Origin of the sequence: Nonomuraea sp. NPDC050478, from assembly GCF_044458265.1 — a bacterium.
GTDB classification, from domain to species: Bacteria; Actinomycetota; Actinomycetes; order Streptosporangiales; family Streptosporangiaceae; genus Nonomuraea; species Nonomuraea ferruginea.
The window spans coordinates 718,204-742,018 of record NZ_JBITHT010000005.1 but is presented as its reverse complement, the minus strand read 5'-3'; the positions used below and the strand labels follow the sequence as shown (position 1 = coordinate 742,018).

The following is a 23,815-nucleotide window of genomic DNA, read 5'->3' as shown; positions in this document are numbered from 1 at the left end:
TGCGGTTGAATGTCCCTTCGAGATCATGGTTTTACTGAAGGGATGGAGATGCACCCCCTGCTGCCGGGTGATCCCGAAAAGCTGGGCGCGTACGTCATCTCAGGACGGTTGGCTGACGGGCCGCGCGGAGCGGTGTTCCTCGGCAAGGAGTCCGATGACGCGCCGCTGACAGTGATCAAGTTATTGCCTCCAGTGCCGGAGGGCGGCGACGACGGCGTCGCGAGGCTCACCGGGGTGCAGCGCGTGTCCAGCGCGTACGTCGCCAGGACTTTGGAGGCCGGCGAGCACGGCGACCACCTCTATGTGGCCCGTGAGTACGTCGAGGGCCGCACACTCGCCGAGGTGGTGGCCGAGGACGGCCCGCTCGACGGCGACGGCCTGGAACGGGTGGCCGTGGGTGTGCTCACCGCGCTGACCGCGGTCCACCTGGCCGGCATCACCCACCGGGGCCTCACCCCGCACAATGTCATCCTCGGCGCCGACGGCCCCCGTGTGACCGACCTGGACCAGGGCGAGCCGGTCGGCGAGCTGGGCTTCCGGGCTCCGGAGCAGGTCAGGGGCCTGGCGTACGGGCCCTACGCCGACGTGTTCGCCTGGGCGGCGACCGTGGTGTTCGCCGCGACCGGGCAGCCGCCGTTCGGCCATGACGAGGACGCGCTGCTGAACGCGCAGCCCGAGCTCGGCGACCTGGCCGAGCCGCTGCGCCGGGTGGTGATGTCGGCGCTGTCCAAGGACGTCGCGCAGCGGCCGACCACGTACATGGCGCTGCTGCAGCTCCTCGGCGACAAGCGCGGCGGGGTCGTCGCCCAGAAGGGCGCCCAGGCCGACGGAGAGCCTCTGCAGGGCGTGCCCGTGCAGGGGGTGCCGGTCGACGGCGTGCCGACGCAGATGATGCCGCCTCAGGGCGTGCCTCCGCAGCAGTCCTGGGGGCCGCCGCCCGTGCCCCAGCAGGGCGGGCACCCCGGCGTGCCTCCGCAGGGAGCGCTGCAGGGAAGCGCCGAGCCGATGCAGGGCGTGCCGATGCCGCCGCCGGCCCCGGCCTGGGAGCCGCCGCGCGAGCAGACGCGGCAGGCGCCCGTGGCGGGGCAGACGGTGTCCTCCAGCCCGCGGCGCAAGTTCCCGGCGGGTCTGGTCGCCGCGGTGGGCGCGCTGGCGCTGCTGTCCGGTGTGGGGCTCTGGGGCGCCAACCAGTACGCCTCGACCCAGCGCTTCGAGCCGGTGGCGGCGGCCGGGGACCAGGCCGACGGGCGGGGCTCCGGCAGCGAGAAGGTGGAGAACGGCGTCGCGCAGGCGGAGCAGAACCCGCCGCCGCAGGGTGAGCCTCAGCAGAGCCAGCCCGAGGTGACGGTGCCGTGGGCCAGCCCGACCAACGGCAACCCGAACGACGTCGGCCCCATGGTGCTGCCCAACGACTGGGAGTCGCAGTCGCCCGCGCCGCCGGAGCTGAGCACCGTGCCGACGCCCGTGCAGATCGCCACCCAGTCGGTCACGCAGCCGACCCAGGCGCAGCCGACGGTGACCGTGACGGAGTCCTCCGACGCGACCCAGACGGAGAGGTCGAGGCCGCGCCCGTCGAAGTCGGAGGACATGGTCCATCCGACGCCGACGGTCACCGTCACGCAGACGCCGACCCCGACCCCGACGCCCTCCCCGACGGTCACGGTGACGGTCACGCCGACGCCGACCGTCACGGAGACCGCCACGCCTGAGCCGCCCCCGGCGGACACCGCGCCGCCCACGGCGAAGCCCACGGCCACGGCGAAGCCCACGGCGACGGTCAAGCCGACCGCGACGCCGACCAAGAAGCCGACCGCGACGCCCTCGGCGAAGAACCCGTACACGGCCGTCCAGGTCTGCGGTTCCGGCTTCGTCGTGCAGCGCCAGCAGGCGTTCAAGGGCGGCGAGACCTACCAGCTCTGGAACAACGCCACCGGTGAGAACTGCGCGGTCACCCTGAAGCGGGTGAACGTCGGCAAGGCCTCCGAGGTGAGCGTCACGCTGGAGGTGCAGGGCGGCGAGGCCAAGACCGCTCTGGGCAACTACGAGTACTACGCCGGACCGATCAAGCTGCCCGCCAGGGGCAAGTGCGTCCGGTTCGCCGGCAGCGTCGGCGACGAAGGCATGAGGACCGGCTGGGGCAACTGCGGCTGACCCAGGTAGCGAGACCCCCCTCCGGGTGACCCCGGGAGGGGACTCGTACTCGAAACCCCATCGGCTGACGCCCGAGGGGGACAGGTACGCGAAAACCCCCACCGGCGATGCCGGAGGGGGATGAGTACTCAGAAACCCCCTCCAGGAGGCCCTGGAGGGGGTTTTTCTTTCCTGTCAGTGGAGGCCGGGCAGGAGGCGGGATCTGGCGTTCTCGGCTTCTTCCTCCGCACGGGTGATGGCGGCGAGGATCTCGTCGGCGAGCCGGCGGGCGTCCAGCCGGCTCCGGCTCACCGGATGGATCCGCAGGTCGAGCAGGACACCGAGGGCGTCCGTCGTGGCGACGACGCGGCCTTCGTCGGCCCGCCCGGTGAACCGGCGCGCACTCCACTCGGCCGCCGCCTCCTCGGCCCGCCGGGCCGTGGAGACCAGCTCGTCCAGGCGCGCCATCGCCTCTTCCATCTCCCGCACCGCTCAGCCCTCCCGCATGACACGCTCGACGTGGGGCGCCAGCGGATCGGCGGCCGAGGCAGGATCGCCGGTCAGCTCCGCCAGCCGGTCGCCCATGGCGGTCCGCGCCGCCCCGACGGCCTCCTTGACGGCCTCGGCCAGCCGCTCGTGGTCCAGGTCGCGCAGGCCCCTGGCGTCGATGTCGAGCCCGAGCAGCCGTCCCGTGCCGGAGACCCTGGCCCGGACGACGCCGCTCGCGTCGGCGCCCTCCAGCCGCTCCCTCGCCAGCTCCTCCAACATGCCGGTGACCCTGGCGGTCCAGCCGTCCACCTCGCGCAGCAGAGCGGCGAGGTCGCCCTCCCGGCCCGCGGCGAACGCGTCGATCTCGCCCATCAGTCCTGCACCGCCGGCACCCACATGTCGTCCACCGTGGCGTCCTCGATCGCGTCCGACAGGTTCAGCTCGCGCGCCCCGAGATTCGGGTCGCCGGAGTTGTAGAAGGCGCCCCTGAGGTCGTTGAGCTTCAGCTCCAGCTTGTTGAGATCGCCCTCGTACGAGTTGTAGATGTCGGCGAACTGCTTGACGAGGTTGCCGAGCGCGGTCGTGAACACGCCGACCTGGGTCGCGAGGGCGACCTTGGCGACGGGGTGCGCGCTCATGGCGGCCAGGGTCCGCAGGATCGGCGCCGAGGCGGCGTACAGCCCCATGACCGACAGGTCGTACTCCAGGACCTCCTTGTACTGGCCGTGCATCGTGCCGCTCATCTCGTCGCTGACCTTGCCGAGCTGGCTGAACAGGCCGTTGACGTTGAACCGGACGTACTGCTGCAGCATGCCCGCGGCCTGGCCGTTCCAGTTCGGGGAGATGTCGTCGAAGTAGCCACGCCACAGGTTGGACCGGTTGCCCTCCAGCGACCCGGACATCTCCTTCCAGGTCTCGCGCCGGTCGTAGAACAGGAACGGGTTGCCCAGGTTGGCCGTGGCCGCGACGTCCATGGCGAGCGCGCCCAGGCCGAGGCCGGAGAGCATCATCGCGCCCCTGGTCGTCTGCCTCAGCGGGTTGAGCTGGGTGACCAGGCGCTTGAAGAAGCCGGGGTCGGTGCGCGTGGCGGCGGGCGGCACCTGGACGGTCCTGGTGACGTTGCCGTGGTTGTTGGCGAGGTGGAGCTGCTGGGTGCCCTGCGGGGGAGTGGTCTGGCCGGGCAGGATCAGCCGGGGGTCAGGCGCCATGATCTCTCAGTTCTCCCCGCCGGGGTTCTCCGCCTGCCGGTAGTTGGCGGCCGCCCTGCTGACCTTGGCGGCGTCCGTACGGAGCACGTCGCGCAGGATGCCCGCGCTGTCGCGCCAGGTGTCGGAGATGGTGTTGAGGCGGTTGACGAACATCAGGCCGATGACGGGGACGCCGGCCAGGGGGACCAGGTTCCAGCCTTCGAAGCGGGGGGTCCGCTCCCTGACCAGGCCCACGCCGTCGGCGGTGCCGCACATGGTGCCGGCGAACCCGTCGATGTGGCCGGTCCGGGTCTCGTAGCCTGGCAGGTTCGTGCCGCCCGCGGGGTCGTGGCGGACCGGCGTCGCCGTCGCCGCCGTGGGCCGCAGCGACGGCGGCAGGCAGACGGGCGGCGGGCACGCGGGGTTGTGCGGGCACGGGCTCAGCGGGGATGCCTCTTCGGTCGACACGTGATCTTTGTACCACCCGAATAAGCCTGAAAAATCGGCATTCGCCCAGGTGAAGGGCAATAGGCGCTCGCCGTTCACGATCATGTAACCGGGCGTTTCCCGGCCCCCGCCGTCAGGAGGGGGTCACCGCTGCTCCTGCTCCAGGTACGCGGTCTGGATCAGGCGCGAGCCGTTCCGCCGGTCGACGTAGAAGCCGCGCCCCACGGGCAGCTGCTGCGGCCGGACGTTGCCGAAGAGCTGGCCCTCCTCCCGGTTGCCCGACATGATCAGCGCCGGGCTGGCCATCTCCTTCAGGCGCTGCACGGCCTGGTCGAACATGGCCCGGCTGGCGCCGCCGCTCTGACGGGCCAGCACCAGGTGCAGGCCGATGTCCCGGGCCTGCGGCAGCAGGTCGGCCAGGTGCGCCAGCGGGTTGGCGTTGGAGGTCGCCACGAGGTCGTAGTCGTCCACCACGATGTACAGGTCCGCGCCCTGCCACCAGCTCCGCGACCGGAGCTGCTCGGGCGTGAGGTCGGCGGGCGGCAGGCGCTTGAGCAGGGCCGAGCGGGCGTCCTTGATCAGGTCGTTGGCCGCGGTGCTGGAGGCGGCGTAGCCGATGCGGTGGTCGGTCACCGCCGTGTCCAGCAGCGACCGCCGGTAGTCGATCACGATCATCATGGCCTCGCCCGGCGTCTGCCGCGCGACCACGCCCTCCATGATCAGCTTGAGCACGTTGGACTTGCCGCACTCGTTGTCGCCGAACACCACGAAGTGCGGGTCGGTCTCGAAGTCGAGCGCGACGGGCGCCAGCGCGTCCTCGTCGATGCCGATCGCGATCCGGCGCGGGCCCGTCAGCTCCGGCCCCGGCAGGTCGGCCGCGGGCAGCAGCGACGGCAGCAGGCGCACCGGCGGCGCCGACGGCCCCTGCCACGCCTTGCGCACGTTCTCGACCAGCGAACGCATGCCGTCGGAGACGTCGTCCGCCCCGCGCCGCCCGTCGATCCGCGGCAGCGCCGCGAGGAAGTGCATGCCGTCCCTGGTCAGGCCGCGTCCCGGCGACTCTTCGGGCACGGCGAGCGACGCCTTCCTGCTGATCTCCGACTCGTACGCGTCACCCAGCTTGAACTCGATCCTGGTGCCGAACAGGTCCCTGATGGCCGGCCGGAACTCCGACCACTTGTTGGTCGTGGCCACGACGTGGATGCCGTAACCCAGCCCGCGGGCCGCCAGGTCGGTGATCACGGCCTCCAGGCTCTCGAACTCCTGCCTGATCGTCAGCCATCCGTCGATGACCAGGAACACGTCGCCGAAGCCGTCGCTCTGGGCGCTGCCCTCGCCGACCATCTTGCGGTAGGTGGCGATGGACTCGATGCCGCGCTCGGCGAACCCCCGCTCCCGCTGCCGCAGGATTCCCGACACCTCGGCCACGGTCCTGCGCACCCGGTCGGCGTCGAGCCTGGTGGCCACGCCGCCCACGTGCGGCAGCCCCTCCAGCGCGCCCAGGCCGCCGCCGCCGAAGTCCAGGCAGTAGAACTGCACCTCGGCCGGCGTGTGGGTGAGCGCCATGCCGGTGACGAGCGTGCGCAGCACGTTGCTCTTGCCGCTCTGCGGGCCGCCGGCCACGCCGACGTGCCCGGCGGCGCCGGACAGGTCCAGCCAGTACGGGTCGCGCCGCTGCTCGAACGGCTTGTCGATGATGCCGATGACGGCGTGCAGCGTCCCCCTGCCGTTCCAGCCCGGCGTGGACAGCCCGAGCTCGGGGGTCACCGAGAGCGGCGGCAGCAGGTGCGCCAGCGTGGGCGGCTCGCCGAGCGGCGGGAGCCAGATGCGGTGGGCCGCGGGTCCGTGCCCCTGCAGGCGCCGCACCAGGATGTCGAGCAGGCTGGTCTGCGAAGGGGAGCGCTCGTCCACCTCCGCCGCCGGGGCCTCCTTGGGCTTCGGCTTGACGGGCAGCGGCACGTACGCCGGGCCGTACTCGACGACCTGGCGCAGGATCGTGTGGCCGTCGTCGCCGCTCACGCGCCGGCCGTCCGGCTGGTAGGCACCCGACACGTACGCGGCCTTGAACCTGGTCATGCCGGTGGTGTCGAACTTGAGGTAGCCGTTGCCCGGCGCGGAGGGCAGCTCGTAGGCGTCGGCCACGCCGAGCACGACCCGGCTCTCCATGGCGGAGAACGTCCGCAGGCCGATCCGGTACGACAGGTGGGTGTCGAGGCCCCGCAGCCGCCCTTCCTCCAGGCGCTGCGAGGCCAGCAGCAGGTGCACGCCGAGCGAGCGGCCCAACCGGCCGATCATGACGAACAGCTCGACGAACTCCGGCTTGGCCGACAGCAGCTCGCTGAACTCGTCCAGCACCACGAAGAGCGTCGGCATCGGCGCCAGGTCCGCTCCCTGCTCCCTGGCCCGCTCGTAGTCGCGCAGCGAGGCGTAGTTGCCCGCCGACCGCAGCAGTTCCTGGCGGCGCACCATCTCGCCGTGCAGGGCGTCGTACATGCGGTCGACCAGCGGGAGCTCGTCCTCCAGGTTGGTGATGACCGCCGAGACGTGGGAGAGGGAGTCGAGCCCGAGGAAGGTCGCGCCGCCCTTGAAGTCGACCAGGACGAAGTTGAGGATCTCGGACGAGTGCGTCACCGCCAGGCCCAGCACCAGCGTGCGCAGCAGCTCCGACTTGCCGGAGCCGGTGGCCCCGATGACCAGCCCGTGCGGTCCCATGCCGCCCTGCGCGGACTCCTTGATGTCCAGCTCCACGACCCGGCCGTCGGCGCCGAGCCCGATCGGCACCCGCAGCCTGTTGCGGCCGGCCCGCGGCCGCCAGGCGACCGCCGGGTCCAGCAGGCCGGGATCGCCCACGCCCAGCAGGTCGGTCAGCGTGGTGTTGGCCGCCAGCACGTCCTCGGCGTCGCCGCCGCCGGACGCCGAGGTGCGTAACGGCGCGAGCTGCCTGGCCAGGCCCTCGGCCCGCAGGTAGTCGAGGCCGTCGGGATCGCCGAGCCGGGTCCTGTGCTCCTTGCCCGCGTGGTCGAGCTTCACCATGTGGAACCCGTCAGGCTGGACGTCCAGCCGCAGCGTGCTCTTCTCCTCCACGTCGGCGGACGAGCCCGACAGGTCGATGACCGTCACGCCCTGGATGGCGTCGCTGCCGAGCTGAGAGTCCTGCGGCACGTGCCCGCCGTCCAGGATGAGCACGTGGTACGGGAGCGACTCGGCCGCCGCGCCGGGCCGGAACCGGGCGCGTTCCTTGAGCTCGCCGCCGACCAGCCGGTCCAGCTCGCCCAGGTTGTCGGTCATCAGCCGCACCTGGCCGGCCGCGTCCGTCTCCTCGGGATGCAGCGCATGCGGCAGCCACTTGACCCATTCCCAGTACGTCATCCACTCGCTCCCGGCGCACACCATGATCCGCATGTCGTCGGGCGAGTGGAACACGGTCAGCTGGGCGATCATGGCGCGCACCAGGTCGCGCACGGTCCCGGGGTCGCCGCCGATCCGGATCCTGGCGAACGAGCCGAGCGCCACGGCGACCGGCAGCCCGGCCACGGTGGAGTGCGCCCTGATGAACCTGCGCAGCGCGCCTGCCGCCAGCGCGTCCAGGTCCTCGACGGGCTTGGAGTCCGGCGGGACGAGCTGGATGGCCAGCTTCTGGACGCCGGTGCCCAGCCGCACGGTGGCGAAGTCCTCGTCGCGCGGGCGGCGCTCCCACAGCCGGGGTCCCATGGCGATCCACCACAGGGCGTCGGGCTCGGGCCCGCTCCACTCCAGGGCCTCGCGCTGCTGCCTGGCCGCGCGCCGGGTCTTCTTGCGCACCTGGCCCAGATAGCGGAAGTAGTCGCGGCGGGCGCCGTTGAGCTTGTACTTGCGCTCGCCGAGCTGGCGGGTGAGCTGGCCCGCCGTCATGCCGACCATGGACAGCGCGAACAGGCCGCTGGCCACGTACATGATCGGGTTGGCGTTGCCGAAGGCGGTGAACATGAGCGCCATCGCCGCCGCGCCCGCCAGCATCGGCAGGTAGGTGAGGGCCATCGAGAAGCCCTGCGGCTGGACCTCGGGAATCTCGGGCGGAGATTCGAGCAGGACCTCGCCGCGCGGCGGTTTGGGTCCCGGGCGGCGTTCTGGTCGGCGTACGACGACGATGCTCATCGAGACGTTCTTACCAGAAGAGACCCGATATGTTCTCTGTTGTCCGTGACCATTGGTGGGGACGGAGAGTAGAGATGGGACAGATCGTTCAGGGACCTCTGCCCGGCCCGCCGGCTTCGATCCCAGGGCCACCACCTGGACAGCCGCCGATGCACGGGCCACCACCCGGTGCGCGGGGGCCTGCCGGATACGCCGGGCCGCCGGGGCCGCCGCGCGGGCCGATCCAGCAGGGCGCCCTGTCGCAGGTTCCGGTGCCGCTGCCGGCCCAGTGCCACGTGACGATCGTCGGCCCCCGGCGCAAGGCCGACCTGGCCCTGCCCGCCGACATCCCGCTGCCGAACGTGCTGCCCAGCCTGCTGCGCGCGCTGGGCGAGGTGAACGGCGACTCCGCCGCCGCGCCCGGCTGGACGCTGCAGCGGCTCGGCGGCCAGCCGTTCGACCTGGGGCAGAGCCTCGGCTCGCTGGGCGTGCTCGACGGCGAGATCCTCTATCTCAGGCCGCGTGAGGCGATCCTGCCGCCGGCCCTGTTCGACGACGTGGCGGACGTGGTCGCCACCGGCGTGCGCGAGGGCCGCGGCGCCTGGTCGGCCACGCAGACCAGGGTCATGGGCGCGAGCGGCGCGACGGCCCTGCTCGTGCTGGGCGCGGTGGGCCTCGCGCTGTCCGGCATGCCGGCGCTGACCGTCACCATCGTGGCCGGGCTGCTGGCGCTGCTGCTGATCGTCACCGGCACGCTGCTGTCCAGGGCGGTCGGCGACTCGATGGCCGGGGCGCTGATCGGGCACTCGGCGCTGCCGTACGGGTTCGTCGCCGGCCTGTTCGCGCCGGGGACCTCGGCCGGGTTCGGCGCGCCGCACCTGCTGGCGGCGCTGGCCTGCCTGGCCCTGGTGGCCGCCGTGGGCGGCGCGCTGATCTCCGACGGCGTGCCCGGCTTCCTCGGCACGGCCGGGGTGGCCACGGTGGGCGGGATCTGCTCGGCGGTCGTGATGGTGTGGTCGCCGCCGCCGGCCGGGGTGGCGGCGGTGGCCATCGCGCTGCTGCTGGCGCTCAGCCCGCTGGTGCCCACGCTGTCGTTCCGGCTGGCCAAGGTGCCGCTGCCGGCCATGCCGACCACCGCGGAGGAGCTCCGCAACGACAACCAGCGCCTGGACGCGCCGGCCATCCAGGAGCGCACGCGGATCGCGCAGGGCTACGCCACCGGCATGGTCGCCGCGATCGCGCTCTCGGCGTTGATCGCCCTGGCGTTGCTGGTGCTCGCCGACGGCTGGGTGGCGGACGTCATGACGGTGTCGCTGTCGCTCACACTCATCATGCGGGCCCGGGTGTTCCGCGGGCTCGGCCAGCGCGTCTGGCTGATCAGCACGGGCCTGGCGGGCCTGGCCATGCTGGCGATGTCGATGGTCGGCCAGGGCGAGATCGTCGGCTCGGTGGCCGTGGCCACCGGGATCCTGTGGCTGGCGCTGATGACGGTGGGCATCGGGTTGTGGCTGGCGACGGGCAGGCCGTCGCCGTTCTGGGGGCGCGCGGCCGACATCCTCGACGTGGCGCTGATCGTCCAGCTCTTCCCCCTCGCGCTGGGGGTCCTGGAGGTCTACACGTGGGTGCGCGGGCTGTCCGGCTGATCTCGTACGGGAGGTTGAAGGCATGCAGGAGTTCGGCGACTTCGCCAACATCGACATCGAGAAGCTGCTCAAGGGCATGGACGACCAGATCGCCCGCCTGGAGAAGTTCCAGCGCGGCGCCGGCGACTGCGTGGGCCGGGCCGAGGACGAGGACGGCCTGGTCACGGTGGAGTACGACCAGACCGGCCTGCGCGAGCTGAACCTGCACCCCAAGGCCATGCGGCTGGCGTCGGGCGAGCTGGCCGACCTGATCAAGGTCGTGCTGGCCGAGGCCGTGGCCGACTTCCAGGTGAAGTTCACCGAGATGGCGGGCGAGGCGTTCGGCGAGCGGGGCAACCCCATGAAGCTCGCCACCGACCCGAGCTCGGCGCTGAACGACATCAAGAATGCGGAGGCGGCCTACGACCGGGCGTTCACGGACGTCATGGGCGAGCTCGACCGCATCCGCCGCCGGCTGGAGATCTGACCCCGATCACCACAGCCGCACGTCCTCCGGGTCAGAAAGCCGCGGTTCCGCCACCAGGGCGTTCACTCGAACGTCGCTACAGCGCGACCAATCCGTAATCTGATATTTCTGGGAATCCTGGGGTTGATGTTGACTAACATGGCATTTGATGTTGTTCATGGGGGTCAGTTGCATGCTGTGCCCACGTGACGGACAACGCCATGTCGACTTGGAGGTCCAGTGGCTCTGTACGGGGCAAGTCCGACTCAGCTGACCAACGCGGCGGGTTACTGCCAGGACACCGCGCAGTACATCGAGGGCATGCGCCAGCGCGTGCAGCAGATCAAAGCCGACCTGACCAGCCAGGGCTGGCAGGGTGGCGCCGCGCAGCGGTTCGGCGCGGCGCTGGACCAGTGGGACGGGGAGTTCAAGGGCGTCATCAAGATCCTTGAGGACATCTACGACCGGCTCAACATCGGCGCCGGCGTCTACCGCAACGCGGCCGACCAGAACATGGACATCGCGGGCGGCTTCGTCGGCGACGGCGGCGCCGGTCGCATCGACTCCCTCATCAACGCCAACCGCTGAGCAGGACGGACAACGCCATGACCATGCCTGACGACTACACCTTTGTCCGGTTCGGCTCCATGGAGCAGGCCTACGAGGAGCTCAAGAAGGTCATCACCGAGCTCGACAGGGCCACCGACGACCTCTACGCCGACATCCAGCGGGAGCTCGGGGCGAGCTGGCAGGGTGACGCCGAAACCTACTTCGAGACCAAGCGCCAGCAGTGGAACCAGCACGAGAAGGCCATGGGCGAGCAGCTGTTCAAGGCCGCCGAGGCCGTCAACGTCGCCAAGGGCAACTACCAGTCCGCCGAGCAGCGCAACATCAGCATCTGGATGGACTAGCCCGGCTCGTACCCCCTCTCGGTCATCGTCGCGGAGCGGTGGCCGGGAGGACTGCTGCTAGCGGAAAGGAATGACGGGTATGGCCCTGCCGGACGAACGCGGTGCCGAGCTGCCGGTCGACCCCAACCTGTTCGACGCGAGGGAGAACTCGCCGGCCAGCATGCGGGTCATCGCCCAGGAGCTGCGGGCCAGCCTCGAAGCCATGCTGGGCAACGGCGAGCGGCCGAACGGCAACGTCAACCAGATCGCGACCGGCGACCGTCCGGCGGACGAGGAGATCCCGCTGACCACCTCCCAGATCGGTCAGTGGAACGACGCCTCGGCCCTCGCCGCGACCGTGGGCTCGCAGAACGCGGGCCAGAAGTTCGCCGAGGTCTACCAGAAGTTCATCGACGCGTACCGGGACGTGGTCGAAGCGGTGGAGGCCAGCGCCGCGAACCACGACGGCGCGCGCCAGGCCAACGAGGGATGATCGCCTGGTGAGCAAGCAGGAAATCGTCACCATCACGTCCTACGCCAGCGCGCCTTTCGGCGATCGGCCCTGCTCCACCAGCCAGGAGATCAACTCCTGGCTGAACAGCACCGATCCGGCCTACGTCCGGGGCGCCGGTCAGACGTACACCTTCGCGTCGAGCAAGGTCGAGCAGGCGATCAGCTCCCTGGAGGAGCACGCCGGCCGGATCGCCCAGATCTGGAAGGGCCCGGACGCCTCCAAGGCCCGCCAGGCGCTGCAGCTCCTGCACGCCTCCGGCCAGGAGCTGTCGACCAAGATGCAGCAGATGGGCACCGCGCTGCAGTCGTACGCGGGCCACCTGGAGACCGCCAGGGAGGAGGCCAAGCGCGCGCCGACGGACGCGGAGATCGACGGCAACCATCTGCAGGGGACCGGCGCCGAGAAGCCCGACATCGAGCAGGCCGCCAAGAACATGATCGCGCAGGACGCGATCCACAAGCTGAACACGGAGATCGTCACGATCTTCGACAGCGAAGTCCCCGACTACATCATGTACGAGCTCCCGACGGTCAGCCTCCCCGGCACGGGCGGCGGGTACGAGAACCCCGGCTACCCGACCGGCTCCGGCACGCGGGGGCCCACCTTCGGCTCGACGGCGTACGACAGCTCCGGCGGCTGGGCCGGAGCCCCGGGCGGGACGAACCCGGGCGGCACCAACCCGGGCGGGACGAACCCCGGCGGCTCCGATCCCGGAGGCACCGACCCGGACGGCTCCATCCCCGGCGGGACGGACCCGAACGACCCCAGCAATCCCAACAACCCGAACGATCCGAACAACCCCGGCTCTCCTGACCCCGGCGCCCCGGGGAACCAGGACCCGAGCCGGAACCCCGGCTCCGGCACCGGCGACGGCACCGCGCCGTCGGTCATCGGCAACGAGGACCGTACGACCACCGACGGCGGGACCCGCACGGACCCGCGCCAGACCGACCTCGCGACCGTCACGCCGCAGACCCTGACGTTCACGCCCACCACGCTCGCGCCCGTGACCACCACGGTGGCCCCGCCCTCGGTCCTCACTCCCGTGGGCTCGACCCCGGGCGTCCCCTCGGTGATCGGCTCTCCTGGCATGCTCGGCGGCCAGTCCGCGCTGGGCGCCGCCGGGCGCGGACTCGGCGGGCCGATGGGCGGCATGCCGCTCATGCCGTTCATGGGCGGCGCGGGGGGCGCGGGCGGCGGCGGTGGTGACTACGGCGACGTCGAGCGCACCACATACCTCTCCGAGGATCCCAACTCCTGGACGACCGGCCATGACACGACGGAACCCGTGATCGGATGAGCTGATGGGCAACACCTGGCCTACCTTCCCCACGCCCGGCTCCGACGGCCCGCCGTCGTCCGGGGTCTCCTTCACCAAGGGGGAGCTCGACCGCGCCGGGGGGCAGATCGGCGGCCATGTCACCTATCTCGAGACCCTCGGGGGCAGGACCGGCGACCTGAGCGTGCCCTGGCCCCACTTCGGCGTGCTCGGCATGGGCGTGCACGGCGCGCACGAATCGGCCATCGAGTCCCAGCGCGAGGCGCTGCAGCGGGCCAGGGAGGCGCTGGCGAGCTGGGAGCCCGCGCTCAGGGCGGCCGACGACAACTACAAGGAAGCCGACGACAACAGCGGCGGTCCCGACCTCCCCGGCGGCCCCGGCCCGGTCTCCGCCCCCAAGATGCCCGGACTCGACGGCCCTCAGCCCGAGATCCCGGGCGCCGACGTGCCCGGCCTCGACGTTCCCGGCGCCGACCTCCCCGGCACCGATCTCCCCGGTACGGACCTGCCTGGGACGGACCTGCCGGGCACCGATCTCCCCGGCACTGATCTCCCGGGGACCGACCTGCCGGGAACCCAGGACCCGTCGGCCGGCCTGCCGGGCACGGATCTGCCGGGAACCGGCCTGCCGAACACCGGCCTGCCCAACACCGACCAGGTGGACACGCGGGTCCCCGACCTCGACTCGGCCCTGAACAACCCCAACAAGACCGACCTGTCGTCCTACCAGCCCACGACGCCGAACGTGCCGTCGCTCGACCCCAACGCGACCGGCCTGGGCACCCGTACGGGGAACCAGCTCGGCGGCGTGCCCGGCACCGGCACCGGCATGGGCGCGGGCTCCGGCGGGGGCGGGCTCGCCCCGGGCGCCGCGGCCGGGCTGCGCGGCGGAGCGGGCGCCCCGGGCATGCCGATGATGCCCATGATGCCGATGGGCGGCGGGGGCGCGGGCAGCGGGGAGGAACGCGACCGCGACAAGACCGTCGGGCTGTCCGAGGACGAGGGCGTCTGGGGCGGCGACGAGGACATCGCGCCTCAGGTGATCGGCCAGGAGGAGCTGTGAACGGGAAGGACGCCTTCAGCGCCGCCGCCATGATGTCCCTGACGGCGGCGGTCATGATCGCCCAACCGTGGGCCTTCTACGTCGCGGCCGCCTTCGGCACGCTGGTCTCCAACCCCGAAGGCATGGACGACTCCGCCACGAACTGGCGCTCCACGGACCAGAACGGGGTGACCACCGAGCTCGACAACCTGGTGACGGAGCTGGAGGCGCTGAAGACGCAGCTGAAGGAGGAGGGCAAGTGGGAGGGGGGCGCCTTCCAGTCGTTCTCGGGCGTCCACGGCAGCTTCGTCGAGTCGATCGGGCAGCTCAAGAACATCCGCGACGAGACCGGTAACGCCGTCTCCTCGACCGCCGACTTCATGAAGATCGTCTCCTACATCGTGCTCGCCATCGCCGGCGTCATGCTCGCCTGGGGCATCTTCTGCTTCGCGACCCGATGGCATCCGGTCTCCGCCGTGACCGTGTACGGGATGAGCGCCGCTCTGGGTAAGGCCATCCTCGCCGCGACCAAGAAGATCGTGGCGAGCAACTGGAAGAAGACGGCGGTCCTGGCCGGGATCATGTTCCTGGCGGTCCAGTACACCCAGATGACCGGCCAGATGTTCCCCACCGTCGACCCCATCCCGTCGGAGATGTCGGTCCTCAACACCGGCGACCCGACGAGCATGCGGCAGCCGTTCACCAACGACGGCCTGGTCTACGACGAGGACACCGGTCAGCTCCGCCCGGACACCAACCTGCAGGTCTAGCCGTCACTGGCTGGCCTACTGGATGGGCTGCACGTCCTGCACCGGCGTGCGGGCCGCCGCCTCGTCCAGGGCGGGGCCGTCCGGGATCAGCCGCAGCAGGTGGGCGGGCACCGGCGCGACGTCCGCGGCCTCGTACCCGAGCTTGCCCACCGTGTCCGCCGAGGTGAGCTGGAACCGCTTGCCCTGGTCGGTGACGAGCCAGTACTGCTGCACCGACGACAGCTGCCCCTCGCCCGGCAGGGTCCCCGCCAGCACGGCGCTGCCCGGCGGCAGCAGCACCTGGTCGACCTTGTCCGCGCCGGCGCTCGTCCCCGGGGTCGGGAGGCCCATCCGGCTGCCCGTGGTCAGCACCGCCTTGGTCGAGCCCTTCACGGTGTCCTCGTACACCGCGCAGAGCGGGGCCGACATGCCGGGCGAGCGGAAGCTCGGCATGGTGGCCGGGAGCCCGCTGTCCAGCAGGCGGCGCGCGGACGCCTTGGCCGCGTTGGCGGTCGCCGCGTCGATCACCGTCTCGCGGACCGGGAGCCTGCCGTAGGCGGGCTTGCTGGCCGGGTCCAGGAGCAGGAGCATGGCCTGCGTGTGGTCGATCGGCGCGAGGCCGTCGGCGAGCAGCACGTACCACCGCTCGGCCGCGCCCGCCACCGACTCCACCTTGTACACCCGTCCCACCCGGGACGCCCTGCCGTCAGGCCCGCGGACCTTGTCGCCGCGCTGGGCGATCTTCGGCGCGGCGAAGTCCACCCCCGCCGGGATGGCGTTGATCCACGAGGCCGGCACGCGGCGCGGCGTCTGGTCGGTGAGCCGGGCCACGTTCGCCACCCGCATGCGGTGGTTGGCCCAGAGCACCCAGTTCTGCTGCCCGTCGCTGACGACCAGCGCCTCGTCGCCCACCGGCGTCCCGCCGAGGTCGGTGCCGGCCACGAGCGTCACGAACGGCTTGCGCGTCCCGGCCGCGTCGGTCCCCTCCGCGACGCACGCCGACCACGGGGCCTTGACCAGCCGCTCCTTGTCCGGCAGCGAGTCCGGCGCCCCCTGGATGCCGACCTTCTGCCCGCGGGCGAAACCGGCCAGGGACTCGGCCGAGACCGTCCTGACCTTGATCTCGTCATTGCCGAGCAGCAGCCGCGCGGACACGTAGTTGGCCACCGGCTGCAGCTTGCGGCTCTGCTGGTTGTAGACGTAGGAGGCGCCGGTCTCCTCCTCGATCAGCAGCTGCCCTGCGTCGGTCAGCTTGGTGGCGTTCCCCGGGCTGAGCAGCCCCCAGATCCCGAACGCGGCCACGACCAGGATCGCGATCAGGATCCCTCCGAACGTCGCCACGGTCTGCCGGCGCATCGGCGACTCGGGCAGATCGGGCTCCCCCTGCATCAGCGCCAGACCCAGGCGCAGTGTCATGAGGCGATGCGCTTGATAGAGATCCTTCTGGGTCTGCATAGCGCCATATGTTACGCAAGTTGACTCTGTGTCTTCTGTACGGAAAAGGAACTGTTCGAGTAAGGTGCATGATCGAGTGCCCTAAGGGGGGAGGTCTCGTGGGAGCAGCAAAACCGCCCGAGGACTGGCCGGGCCTGGTCGCCGAACGGGACGGCGTCGGGTACGACGCCACGAAGATCACGAACGTCGCCGAGGCGTTGCGAGAGATCATGAAGCCGATCAACGGTGGCGGCTACGGCGAGCACCAGGGCTCGATCCAGGACCTCAGCATCAACGGCTCGCTCTCCGACGTGCGCACCCAGTTGCGCAGCATCGACCGCAACCAGGGCACCGAGTCGTTCGCCACGACGCTGGAGACGGCACACCGGGAGTTCCTCGACGTCTACGAGGACGTCCTGGAGAACTTCTCCACCGCGATCGCGCTGGTGGAAGCCGGAGCCGGCACCTACAGAGTGACGGACATCGTCAACCAGGGGGTGTGAGGGGCATGGGTGGGACCAAGCACGAGATCCACCTGATCAAGCCCTCCTGCGGCAGCTGGGCCGTCGAGACCGGAGGCCGCAGCGTCGAGCAGGTCGTGACCTTCATCAAGGGCTTCAACCTCACGAGCATCACGCAGGCGGCGAGTTCGTACGAGGACGCCAAGACGGCGGTCGAGACGGCCAGGGAGGCCATCAAGACCCAGGCCATCAAGCTCGCCGAGGTGTGGGAGGGCGAGGCGTCGGTCGAGGCGCAGACGGCCCTCGGCATCCTCTACGTGACGATGGGCGAGCTGGCCACCAAGCTCGGCGCGATGCACACGCCCGTCGACAACCTCGCCAGCGTGGTCCGCGAGCACCAGGCGTTCATGGAGGACCACAGCAAGGGCATCCTGAACACCTGGACGAACAGGGGAGGAACCGGCGCCACCTGGGACGACAGCATCCCCGACATCTACAGTGCCTACGCGGGCTACTACGGCGGCGACGGCAAGGTCCTGAACGAGGCCAAGACCGACTTCGGCTCCCCGGACGAACTGGCCGGACTCCACCTGCAGACGTTCACCAACGACCTCGTCGTCGTCCACCAGGCCATCCCGGACACCGTGGACAAGAGCCTGCGCGACATCAAGCCTCCCGGCATGCCGCAGGACGATCCCACGCAGGTCGACTACCCCACGGGCCTGCCCACCGGCAACCCCTCGCCGTACTCGAACACCGGCCTGGGCCTGAACGGCGGCACCGACGGCACGGGCAACCCCGGCGGCCCCTCCTTCGCCGATTACGACCCGAGCACCGGCCTCCCGAACCCGAACGGCGTGGACCCGAACGGCACGAACCCCAACGGCTATGACCCGAACGGCAACTATCCCCCCGGAACCAGCGTCCCGGGAGGCACCGTCCCCGTCGGCTCCACCACCGGCCCGAACAACGGCACGCAGCCGTCGGTCGACACGGCCGGCCTGAACCGGAACCCGTCCGGCACCGACGGCACCACCAGCCTGGCGGACTACAACCCGACCACGTCCGGCTACTCCCCGACGGGCGCCACGCCCACGACGGCGACCACCCCCGGATACACCACGCCCACCACGTCGGCCACGCCCGTCACCTACGGCGGCACCGGCATCGGCACCGGCGGAGCCCTCGGCCCCGGCCAGGGCACCAGCCTCGGCACCCGCTCCGGCACCGGCGCCGGGATGCCCTTCCTCCCGATGGGCGGCATGGGCGGAGGGGGCGGCGGCGGCGACTCCCGGGACCGGGAGTCCACCACGTGGCTGCACGAGGACGACGACGTGTGGGGCGACGACACCGGCTCGGTGAACAGCAGGATCGGCTGACCCCTCAGGCGTCGCCCGGCAGAGCCGCCTGGACAGGCGTGATGGTGCCGGTCGTCACGAGGAACCCCCGACCGGGCGGCCCGCCCACCGTGCCGCGGGGCAGCCGGATGGTGAAGAGGTCGCCGTCGGCCTGGCCCTGCACCGCCAGCAGCAGCCCCGTACGGGACTTCCTGGTCTCGGCCGCGAACCCGCGGTAGGCGACCGCCAGATCCCCGGTCGTGCCGGCGATGAGCAGGCCGTGGTCACCGTCCCTCCCGGACCGGAGCACCTCCTCCAGGGCGGTGCCCAGCGGGGAGTCGGGGTTGACCAGCTCGGCGTCGTCCACCAGCACGACGTAGTGACGCTGGTCGGCGACCACCTCGGCGAGGTTGTCCGCGTTCCCGTCGAGCACCGCCAGCGCCCCGTCCAGCTCCCGCAGCGGGCTGCGCCGCGGTGCCACGGCGACGACAGGGGTGCCGCGCGCGATCAGGGACCGCGCCGCCGTCATGAGCGCCGACGAACGGCCGGAACGGGCCGGGCCCGCGATCACCGCGCCCGGGCCGTGCGCCAGCAGGTCGAGCCCCAGCGGCGCGAGCGCGTCGCCGCCCGCCCCGACCAGCGCCCACAGCGGCGACGGCGGGCTGAACGACGGATCGAGCTCCAGGGCCTCCGCCGCGGTGATGCGCATCGGCAGCGCGTCCACACGCAGCGGCCCCTGCCCTGCGAAGCCGCCGCCTGCGGCACGGGACTGCCCGGCCCCGGCGCCTGCGGAACCGCCATGTGCGGCACGGGGCTGGCCGCCCGCCGGCATCCGGTCGCCGACGGTACGGGCGAGCGCCTGCAACGCCGCCACCTGCGCAGGACCGGCCGGATCGGGGGAGAGCAGGGCGATGTGGTGCTCGACGATGCCGTGGTCGCCGAGGGACAACGCCCGGCCCGGCGGTATCGACGCGGGCAGGCCCTTGATCGGGAAACCGGCCAGCCCGTAGTCGGAGGGGTCGGACAGGCGCAGGAGCAGCCGGTCGTCGAACACCGTCGACACCTGGCCCAGCAGCCCTGACCGGTCACTGGTGATCACCGCCCTGAACCCCACGGCCGGTCCCTCACGCAGGAGCTGGAGCAGCGCCTCGATCAGGCGGCCGTAGTCGTAGCCCTCGAACGCGGCCACGAAGCCCTCCCAGCGGTCGAGCATGAACACCATCCAGGGGAGCCGGTGGCCCGCCTGCCGGTACTCGGCCAGGGAGGCGTGCCCGGCCTCGGCGAGGAGCTGCTGGCGGCGGCCGATCTCGGCCCTGAGCCTGGCGAGCAGGCGCTCGACCCGGTCGAGCTGGTCACGGGTCACCACCGCCCCGCAGTGCGGCATCGCGACCAGCGGCAGCAGCGCCCCCGACCCGCAGTCGATCGCGTGCACGTGCGCGTCGGCGGGGGACACGTGCGCCGCGATGGACCCGGCGATCGTCCGCAACGCCGTCGACCTGCCGCTCCGCGCGGCGCCCGCGATCAGCAGATGCCCGCCGTGCGCCAGGTCCAGCGCCAGCGGCTGCCGATCCTGCGCCCACGGCCGATCGGTGATCCCGAACGCCACCGGCGCCACCTCGGCGACCACCCCGCCCCCCTTCACCCGGCCAGGACTGAACTCCCGGAACGGAACCCCCGAAGCCTGCAACGGAACCCCCCGCCCACCGCCCGAGGAAGCCGCCACCTCCCGGTCACCGGCACCGCGACCCCGAGCGGCGTCCCTGTCGCCCGCACCGGGACCGCGAGCGTCCCCGCTCCCCGCGAGGTGGGGGGCCGCCGTCTGGCGGCCACCCGGACTCTGGGCACCCCCTCCTTCCGTGAGGGAGACCGGTCCCGCACTTCCGGACGCTCCAGGGCCGCGAGCGGTGTCGGCTCCGCTCCTCGGGCCGAGGGCCGCAGTGCCGTCACCCGTACCGAGGTCACGAGCGCTGTCTGTCGGCAGGGGAAGGACGAACTGGCTGGGGAGAGGTTCGAGCCACGGGCTGGGCTGGGGTGGGACGCCCGCCAGGCGGGCCGCCTCGATCAGGGCGTCGGCCAGCAGCGTGAGGTCGGTGACGGTCGATTCCTCCTCGGGTTCCGGAGGCCGGGGCAGCGGCCGCCCCACCATGCGCCAGCCGACGTCGATCACGCGGACGGCGGCGGACTGCCTGTCGTGGGGGCCCGTGACCGACGCGGGGGCACGGCCGCCGACCCGGGCCGTCTGCACGGCGCTCGCCGCCCCCATCCCCGAACGCACGTAGCAGCGGCCCGGCGTGGTCTTCGAGATGTGCGCCGCGTCGGGCAGGTCGATCACGTCGGAGGACTCGGCCGGCTCGGTCACCCGCAGCGCGATCCGGAGCGAGGTGTTGGCCTGGATGTCGGCCGTGACCACGCCCGCCGGCCGCTGGGTGGCGAGGATCAGGTGGATGCCCAGCGACCGGCCACGACGGGCGATGTCGACCAGGCCGGTGACGAAGTCCGGCAGCTCGGCCACCAGCGCGGCGAACTCGTCGATGATGAGCACGAGGCGGGGCAGGGGCTCGGAGCCCGCGTAGTCCTCGATGTCCTTGGCGCCGGAGGTGAACAGGAGACGCTCGCGCCGACGGAGCTCGGCGGCGAGCGAGTCGAGGGCGCGCTGCGTCAGATGGCCGTCGAGGTCGCTCACCATGCCGACCGTGTGCGGCAGGCGGGTGCACTCCTTGAAGGCGGCGCCGCCCTTGTAGTCGATCAGCACGAACGTGAGCTGGTCGGGCCGGTTGGCGGCGGCCAGCGCGCAGATGAGCGTCTGCAGCAGCTCCGACTTGCCCGCGCCGGTGGTGCCGGCGATCAGCGCGTGCGGCCCGTCCAGCCGCAGGTCGACCGCGAACGGGCCCTCGGAGTCCATGCCGATCACCACCTCGGTGGAGCCCCGGCCGCGCCATCGGGCGGCCAGCTCGCGGCCCGTGGCGGAGCGCAGGCCCAGCAGGTCGAGCAGGCGCACCGCGTCGGGGAGGTTGCCCTCGGTGTCCTGCCTGCTCACGTCGCGGATCGGGGCGAGCGACCTGGCCAGGCGGTCGCACCAGGACGCCGACACCAGGTCGGTCAGCACCGGCCCGATGACGTCGAGGCCGCCGCCGCGCAGCACCACCCGGCCGTCGGAACCGCAGGCCGCGACCGTGGCGCACTCCTCGGGCAGCAGCCGCTGGTCCTCGTCGACGGCCACCGTGTAGACGCCCGCCCGGGGCCCTTGCCGCAGCACCTGGGGCATGCCCGGCAGGCCACGCAGCGCCTGGGCGCCGTCGACCACGACCAGCACGTCGTACGGGCGGGTGTCGAACGCGGCGAACGCCGGAGGCTCCGGCCCGCCCAGGTCGTCCCAGCCCGTCGGGACCTTGCCGAGCTCGGGGATCGAGGTGTTCTGGCGTTCGTCGATGAGGGCGGCCAGCTCGCCCACCCGCTTGGCCGCCGACTCCGGATCGGCGCCGATCAGCGCGACGCACTCCTCGCCGCCGCGCGGGGCGCAGTGGGGCAACCAGCGCGCCCAGCTCCAGCGGCGCTCGCCGTCGGGGTGCGCGGAGAGGATCACGATGGCCAGGTCGCGCGGGCTGTGCAGGGTCGCGGCCTGGCCGACCAGCCATCCGGCCAGGCCGGTGGCGGCGTCGCGCGGGCCGGTGACGCCGGCGACCCCGAGCCTGCGCATCGGCAGGCAGACCGGCACCGCGCGGCAGACCGGCGGGTCGATCGGGCCGCCCTGCTCCTCGCTCAGCTCCAGGTTCGCGGGCAGGTCGGCGAGCCCGATCCGCAGCCTGAGCGCGTCCTCGTCGTGGATCCTGCGCTCCCACAGCCGCCTGCGCGGGCCGATGGCGGTCAGCAGCACCTGGGCCGGGTCGGGCGAGTCGGACCGTCGCCGCCGCTCGTCGTCCGCCCTGGCCGCCTCCACCTCCTCGTCGTGGGCGGCCAGCATCGCGCGGTACTCCTTCATGGCCTTCCTGTGCTGCTTCTTGCCGTGGCGGCGGTCGCTCCACCACTGGCCGACCATGATGACCGGCGTCATCAGCGCGAACAGCAGGAAGTACCACTGGTCGAGCACGTACGCGAGCGTGACCCCGATCACGGCGGGCAGGAACGCGGCGAGCAACTGCAGCCGCATGCCCTCCGCGCGGGTGGGCTCCTTGGGCTTCTTGAACGTGCGGCGGCCCTCGGGACGGCGCAGCCTGGGCGGGCGGTTGTAGGCGACGCCGCCCTCCAGCCGGGGCGTCAGGTGGGCGTCGCGCGGCTCGATGGCGGTCAGCGTGAACAGCGACGAGCCGCAGGCCAGCAGCGTGTCCTCCGGCCACTCGACGGCCTCGCCGAGCGGCAGGGAGCCCAGCTCGGGCGCCGGCCGCCTCGCCTCGGCGGCGAACTCGGCGGCCTCACGCTCCGCCACCCGGGCCGACAGCTCGGCGACCTCGTCGGCCCAGCGGCCCTTGAGCTTGAGCCGCGCCTGTTCGGGAGCCGCGCGCAGGGCTCGCTCCACCGTGATGGCGTCGGGCGTCACCCGGACGGTCACCGCCTCGGGGGCGAGCTCGGGATCGGCCACGGCGATGGCGCACAACGGGTCGGCGCCGATGACGTGAGCGCCCAGGCCGAGCCGGTGCACCGCCCCGGCGGCCGGCCCGCCGACCACGCGCACCTCGGCGACCCCCGCGGGCTCCTCGACGATCGTCGTACGGGCCAGCCGCGCATCGAGCGTGACCTTGTCGCCGTCCCGCAGCACGGCCCGCGCCGGAGCCCGAGGATCAAGAGGCCGCCCATTGCGCCACAACACCAAGGGCCCCGAAGGGACAGCCCCCGCACCGGAAACATCCGCCGGACGCGAGCTCTCGCCCGGTCCATAGGGAAAGTCCGGCGGAAACGCGGCACCATCCGGCGAACGCGAGCCCGTGTCCGGCCAGTAGGGCAGGCCCGTCGAGGACGCGGCCCCGTCCGGCGCGTGGGGACGCTCCGGCGAACGCGAGGCCCTGTCCGGTCCGTACGGGAAGCCCGGCGGGGGCGTGGCATCGTCCGGCCGTCGGGGGAAGCCCGGCGGGGACGCACTGTCCGGCCGTTGGGGGTTCGGCGGGGGTGCGCCGCCTGAACCGTTGCGGGAGCCGGAGTAGGGAGGGGAGGTGCCGGGGCGGCGGTGCCCGGGAGGACGGCCGGGACTGCCGGAGGCCGCTCCGGGAGCTCTCCCGTACGGGTCCCCAGGAGACCTGCCGGGTGGGTCCGCAGAAGACCTGCCGGGATCGCCCGGGAACGGGGTCCCAGTGCCGGAATGTCCGGGGAAGGGGTTTCCGGGGAAGTGGCCCGGGGCGCCTGGGGGCCAGTCGGGGGTGGGTGGGCGGTGGTGGTCGTCGTGGGCGGGACGTCGCTGCCCGGGGACCTGGCCCAGTGGATCGTCGGCGGGCGACATGCCGTAGGGGGCGCGGGCTCGGGGCAGGCGGACGACGGGGGCGAGCGGCCCCCGGTCGCCGAGGGCTTCGCTCACCGTGGCCACGGTGGCGTCGTCGTCGCCGTCGATCACGACGTCACGGTCGCCCTGCTCGCCGAGCACGGTGAGCATGATCCGCATGGGCCGTCTCCTCGGTCGGATTCGGGCGCCAAGGTAACGCCCGGAGCGAGGCTAGACCCCCGGGTTGA

At 72.2% G+C, this 23,815-nt stretch carries 18 protein-coding genes; 11 read left to right on the top strand and 7 right to left on the bottom strand.

Annotated elements, in window-relative coordinates; translation table 11 throughout:
* Nucleotides 1–42 precede the first annotated feature (42 nt).
* Entirely contained in the window at nt 43–2,151 is a 2,109-nt protein-coding gene (locus ACIBF7_RS28295) for a serine/threonine protein kinase (protein ID WP_397198523.1), read from the top strand.
* 174 nt (nt 2,152–2,325) lie between these two features.
* On the opposite strand, the gene ACIBF7_RS28290 is transcribed toward ACIBF7_RS28295, so the two are convergent.
* The 5 genes from ACIBF7_RS28290 to eccCa all read right to left on the bottom strand — a co-directional run bounded on the left by ACIBF7_RS28290 (nt 2,326) and on the right by eccCa (nt 8,387).
* Nucleotides 2,326–2,610 carry a YbaB/EbfC family nucleoid-associated protein gene (locus tag ACIBF7_RS28290; protein ID WP_261809123.1) on the bottom strand — a complete coding sequence of 95 codons (285 nt, stop codon included), beginning with the start codon at nt 2,608–2,610 and terminating at the stop codon, nt 2,326–2,328.
* 12 nt (nt 2,611–2,622) lie between these two features.
* The gene (locus ACIBF7_RS28285; RefSeq protein ID WP_148036983.1) at nt 2,623–2,991 is read right to left on the bottom strand and encodes a YbaB/EbfC family nucleoid-associated protein; all 369 of its coding nucleotides are present in this window, start codon (nt 2,989–2,991) and stop codon (nt 2,623–2,625) included.
* Nucleotides 2,991–3,827, bottom strand: a complete 837-nt coding sequence (locus ACIBF7_RS28280) for a hypothetical protein (RefSeq protein ID WP_397198522.1) — start codon at nt 3,825–3,827, stop codon at nt 2,991–2,993. The genes ACIBF7_RS28285 and ACIBF7_RS28280 overlap by 1 nt, the downstream gene beginning before the upstream one ends.
* 6 nt (nt 3,828–3,833) lie before the next feature.
* The gene (locus tag ACIBF7_RS28275; protein ID WP_271278998.1) at nt 3,834–4,274 is read right to left on the bottom strand and encodes a hypothetical protein; all 441 of its coding nucleotides are present in this window, start codon (nt 4,272–4,274) and stop codon (nt 3,834–3,836) included.
* Between the two features lie 123 nt (nt 4,275–4,397).
* Nucleotides 4,398–8,387, bottom strand: a complete 3,990-nt coding sequence (eccCa, locus tag ACIBF7_RS28270; protein ID WP_397198521.1) for a type VII secretion protein EccCa — start codon at nt 8,385–8,387, stop codon at nt 4,398–4,400.
* 149 nt (nt 8,388–8,536) lie between these two features.
* Here eccCa and eccD point away from each other — a divergent pair, with 149 nt between their 5' ends.
* The 8 genes from eccD (at nt 8,537) to ACIBF7_RS28230 (ending at nt 14,949) form a co-directional block, all read left to right on the top strand.
* Nucleotides 8,537–10,009 carry a type VII secretion integral membrane protein EccD gene (gene eccD, locus ACIBF7_RS28265; RefSeq protein WP_148036987.1) on the top strand — a complete coding sequence of 491 codons (1,473 nt, stop codon included), beginning with the start codon at nt 8,537–8,539 and terminating at the stop codon, nt 10,007–10,009.
* A 22-nt stretch (nt 10,010–10,031) separates the two neighbouring features.
* On the top strand, nt 10,032–10,475 hold the full coding sequence (locus ACIBF7_RS28260) for a YbaB/EbfC family DNA-binding protein (RefSeq protein ID WP_148036988.1): 444 nt from the start codon (nt 10,032–10,034) through the stop codon (nt 10,473–10,475).
* A gap of 219 nt (nt 10,476–10,694) precedes the next feature.
* Nucleotides 10,695–11,042: a WXG100 family type VII secretion target gene (locus ACIBF7_RS28255; RefSeq protein WP_148036989.1), complete on the top strand. Its 348-nt coding sequence runs from the start codon at nt 10,695–10,697 to the stop codon at nt 11,040–11,042.
* A gap of 17 nt (nt 11,043–11,059) precedes the next feature.
* Nucleotides 11,060–11,365: a WXG100 family type VII secretion target gene (locus tag ACIBF7_RS28250; protein ID WP_148036990.1), complete on the top strand. Its 306-nt coding sequence runs from the start codon at nt 11,060–11,062 to the stop codon at nt 11,363–11,365.
* Nucleotides 11,366–11,444: 79 nt separating this feature from the next.
* Complete coding sequence (locus ACIBF7_RS28245; protein ID WP_148036991.1) at nt 11,445–11,837, top strand: hypothetical protein; 393 nt, start codon at nt 11,445–11,447, stop codon at nt 11,835–11,837.
* Between the two features lie 7 nt (nt 11,838–11,844).
* Nucleotides 11,845–13,158 carry a hypothetical protein gene (locus tag ACIBF7_RS28240; protein ID WP_397198520.1) on the top strand — a complete coding sequence of 438 codons (1,314 nt, stop codon included), beginning with the start codon at nt 11,845–11,847 and terminating at the stop codon, nt 13,156–13,158.
* Nucleotides 13,159–13,162: 4 nt separating this feature from the next.
* Nucleotides 13,163–14,200, top strand: coding sequence for a pentapeptide repeat-containing protein (locus ACIBF7_RS28235; RefSeq protein ID WP_397198519.1), 1,038 nt, complete (start codon nt 13,163–13,165; stop codon nt 14,198–14,200).
* A complete protein-coding gene (locus tag ACIBF7_RS28230) occupies nt 14,197–14,949 on the top strand; it encodes a hypothetical protein (protein ID WP_271278994.1) in 753 nt (250 codons plus the stop codon). Before ACIBF7_RS28235 ends, ACIBF7_RS28230 begins: the two co-directional genes overlap by 4 nt.
* Before the next feature lie 15 nt (nt 14,950–14,964).
* Here ACIBF7_RS28230 and eccB read toward each other — a convergent pair whose 3' ends face one another.
* Nucleotides 14,965–16,383: a type VII secretion protein EccB gene (eccB, locus tag ACIBF7_RS28225; protein ID WP_271278993.1), complete on the bottom strand. Its 1,419-nt coding sequence runs from the start codon at nt 16,381–16,383 to the stop codon at nt 14,965–14,967.
* Nucleotides 16,384–16,481: 98 nt separating this feature from the next.
* On the opposite strand from eccB, the gene ACIBF7_RS28220 reads away from it, so the two are divergent.
* Entirely contained in the window at nt 16,482–16,865 is a 384-nt protein-coding gene (locus ACIBF7_RS28220) for a hypothetical protein (protein ID WP_148036996.1), read from the top strand.
* Nucleotides 16,866–16,870: 5 nt separating this feature from the next.
* Nucleotides 16,871–18,202, top strand: a complete 1,332-nt coding sequence (locus tag ACIBF7_RS28215; RefSeq protein WP_271278992.1) for a WXG100 family type VII secretion target — start codon at nt 16,871–16,873, stop codon at nt 18,200–18,202.
* A 4-nt stretch (nt 18,203–18,206) separates the two neighbouring features.
* Here the strand turns inward: ACIBF7_RS28215 and ACIBF7_RS28210 are convergent, their stop codons facing one another.
* Complete coding sequence (locus ACIBF7_RS28210) at nt 18,207–22,913, bottom strand: FtsK/SpoIIIE domain-containing protein (protein ID WP_345482816.1); 4,707 nt, start codon at nt 22,911–22,913, stop codon at nt 18,207–18,209.
* Between the last annotated feature and the right edge of the window lie 902 nt (nt 22,914–23,815).

What these genes read in the sequence shown, in the direction of transcription:
- ACIBF7_RS28295 (WP_397198523.1), top strand. Translation starts at nt 43, where the DNA reads ATGGAGATGCACCCCCTGCTGCCGGGTGATCCCGAAAAGCTGGGCGCG.
- ACIBF7_RS28290 (WP_261809123.1), bottom strand. Translation starts at nt 2,610, where the DNA reads ATGGAAGAGGCGATGGCGCGCCTGGACGAGCTGGTCTCCACGGCCCGG.
- ACIBF7_RS28285 (WP_148036983.1), bottom strand. Translation starts at nt 2,991, where the DNA reads ATGGGCGAGATCGACGCGTTCGCCGCGGGCCGGGAGGGCGACCTCGCC.
- ACIBF7_RS28280 (WP_397198522.1), bottom strand. Translation starts at nt 3,827, where the DNA reads ATGGCGCCTGACCCCCGGCTGATCCTGCCCGGCCAGACCACTCCCCCG.
- eccCa (WP_397198521.1), bottom strand. Translation starts at nt 8,387, where the DNA reads ATGAGCATCGTCGTCGTACGCCGACCAGAACGCCGCCCGGGACCCAAA.
- eccD (WP_148036987.1), top strand. Translation starts at nt 8,537, where the DNA reads ATGCACGGGCCACCACCCGGTGCGCGGGGGCCTGCCGGATACGCCGGG.
- ACIBF7_RS28260 (WP_148036988.1), top strand. Translation starts at nt 10,032, where the DNA reads ATGCAGGAGTTCGGCGACTTCGCCAACATCGACATCGAGAAGCTGCTC.
- ACIBF7_RS28250 (WP_148036990.1), top strand. Translation starts at nt 11,060, where the DNA reads ATGACCATGCCTGACGACTACACCTTTGTCCGGTTCGGCTCCATGGAG.
- ACIBF7_RS28245 (WP_148036991.1), top strand. Translation starts at nt 11,445, where the DNA reads ATGGCCCTGCCGGACGAACGCGGTGCCGAGCTGCCGGTCGACCCCAAC.
- ACIBF7_RS28235 (WP_397198519.1), top strand. Translation starts at nt 13,163, where the DNA reads ATGGGCAACACCTGGCCTACCTTCCCCACGCCCGGCTCCGACGGCCCG.
- eccB (WP_271278993.1), bottom strand. Translation starts at nt 16,383, where the DNA reads ATGCAGACCCAGAAGGATCTCTATCAAGCGCATCGCCTCATGACACTG.
- ACIBF7_RS28215 (WP_271278992.1), top strand. Translation starts at nt 16,871, where the DNA reads ATGGGTGGGACCAAGCACGAGATCCACCTGATCAAGCCCTCCTGCGGC.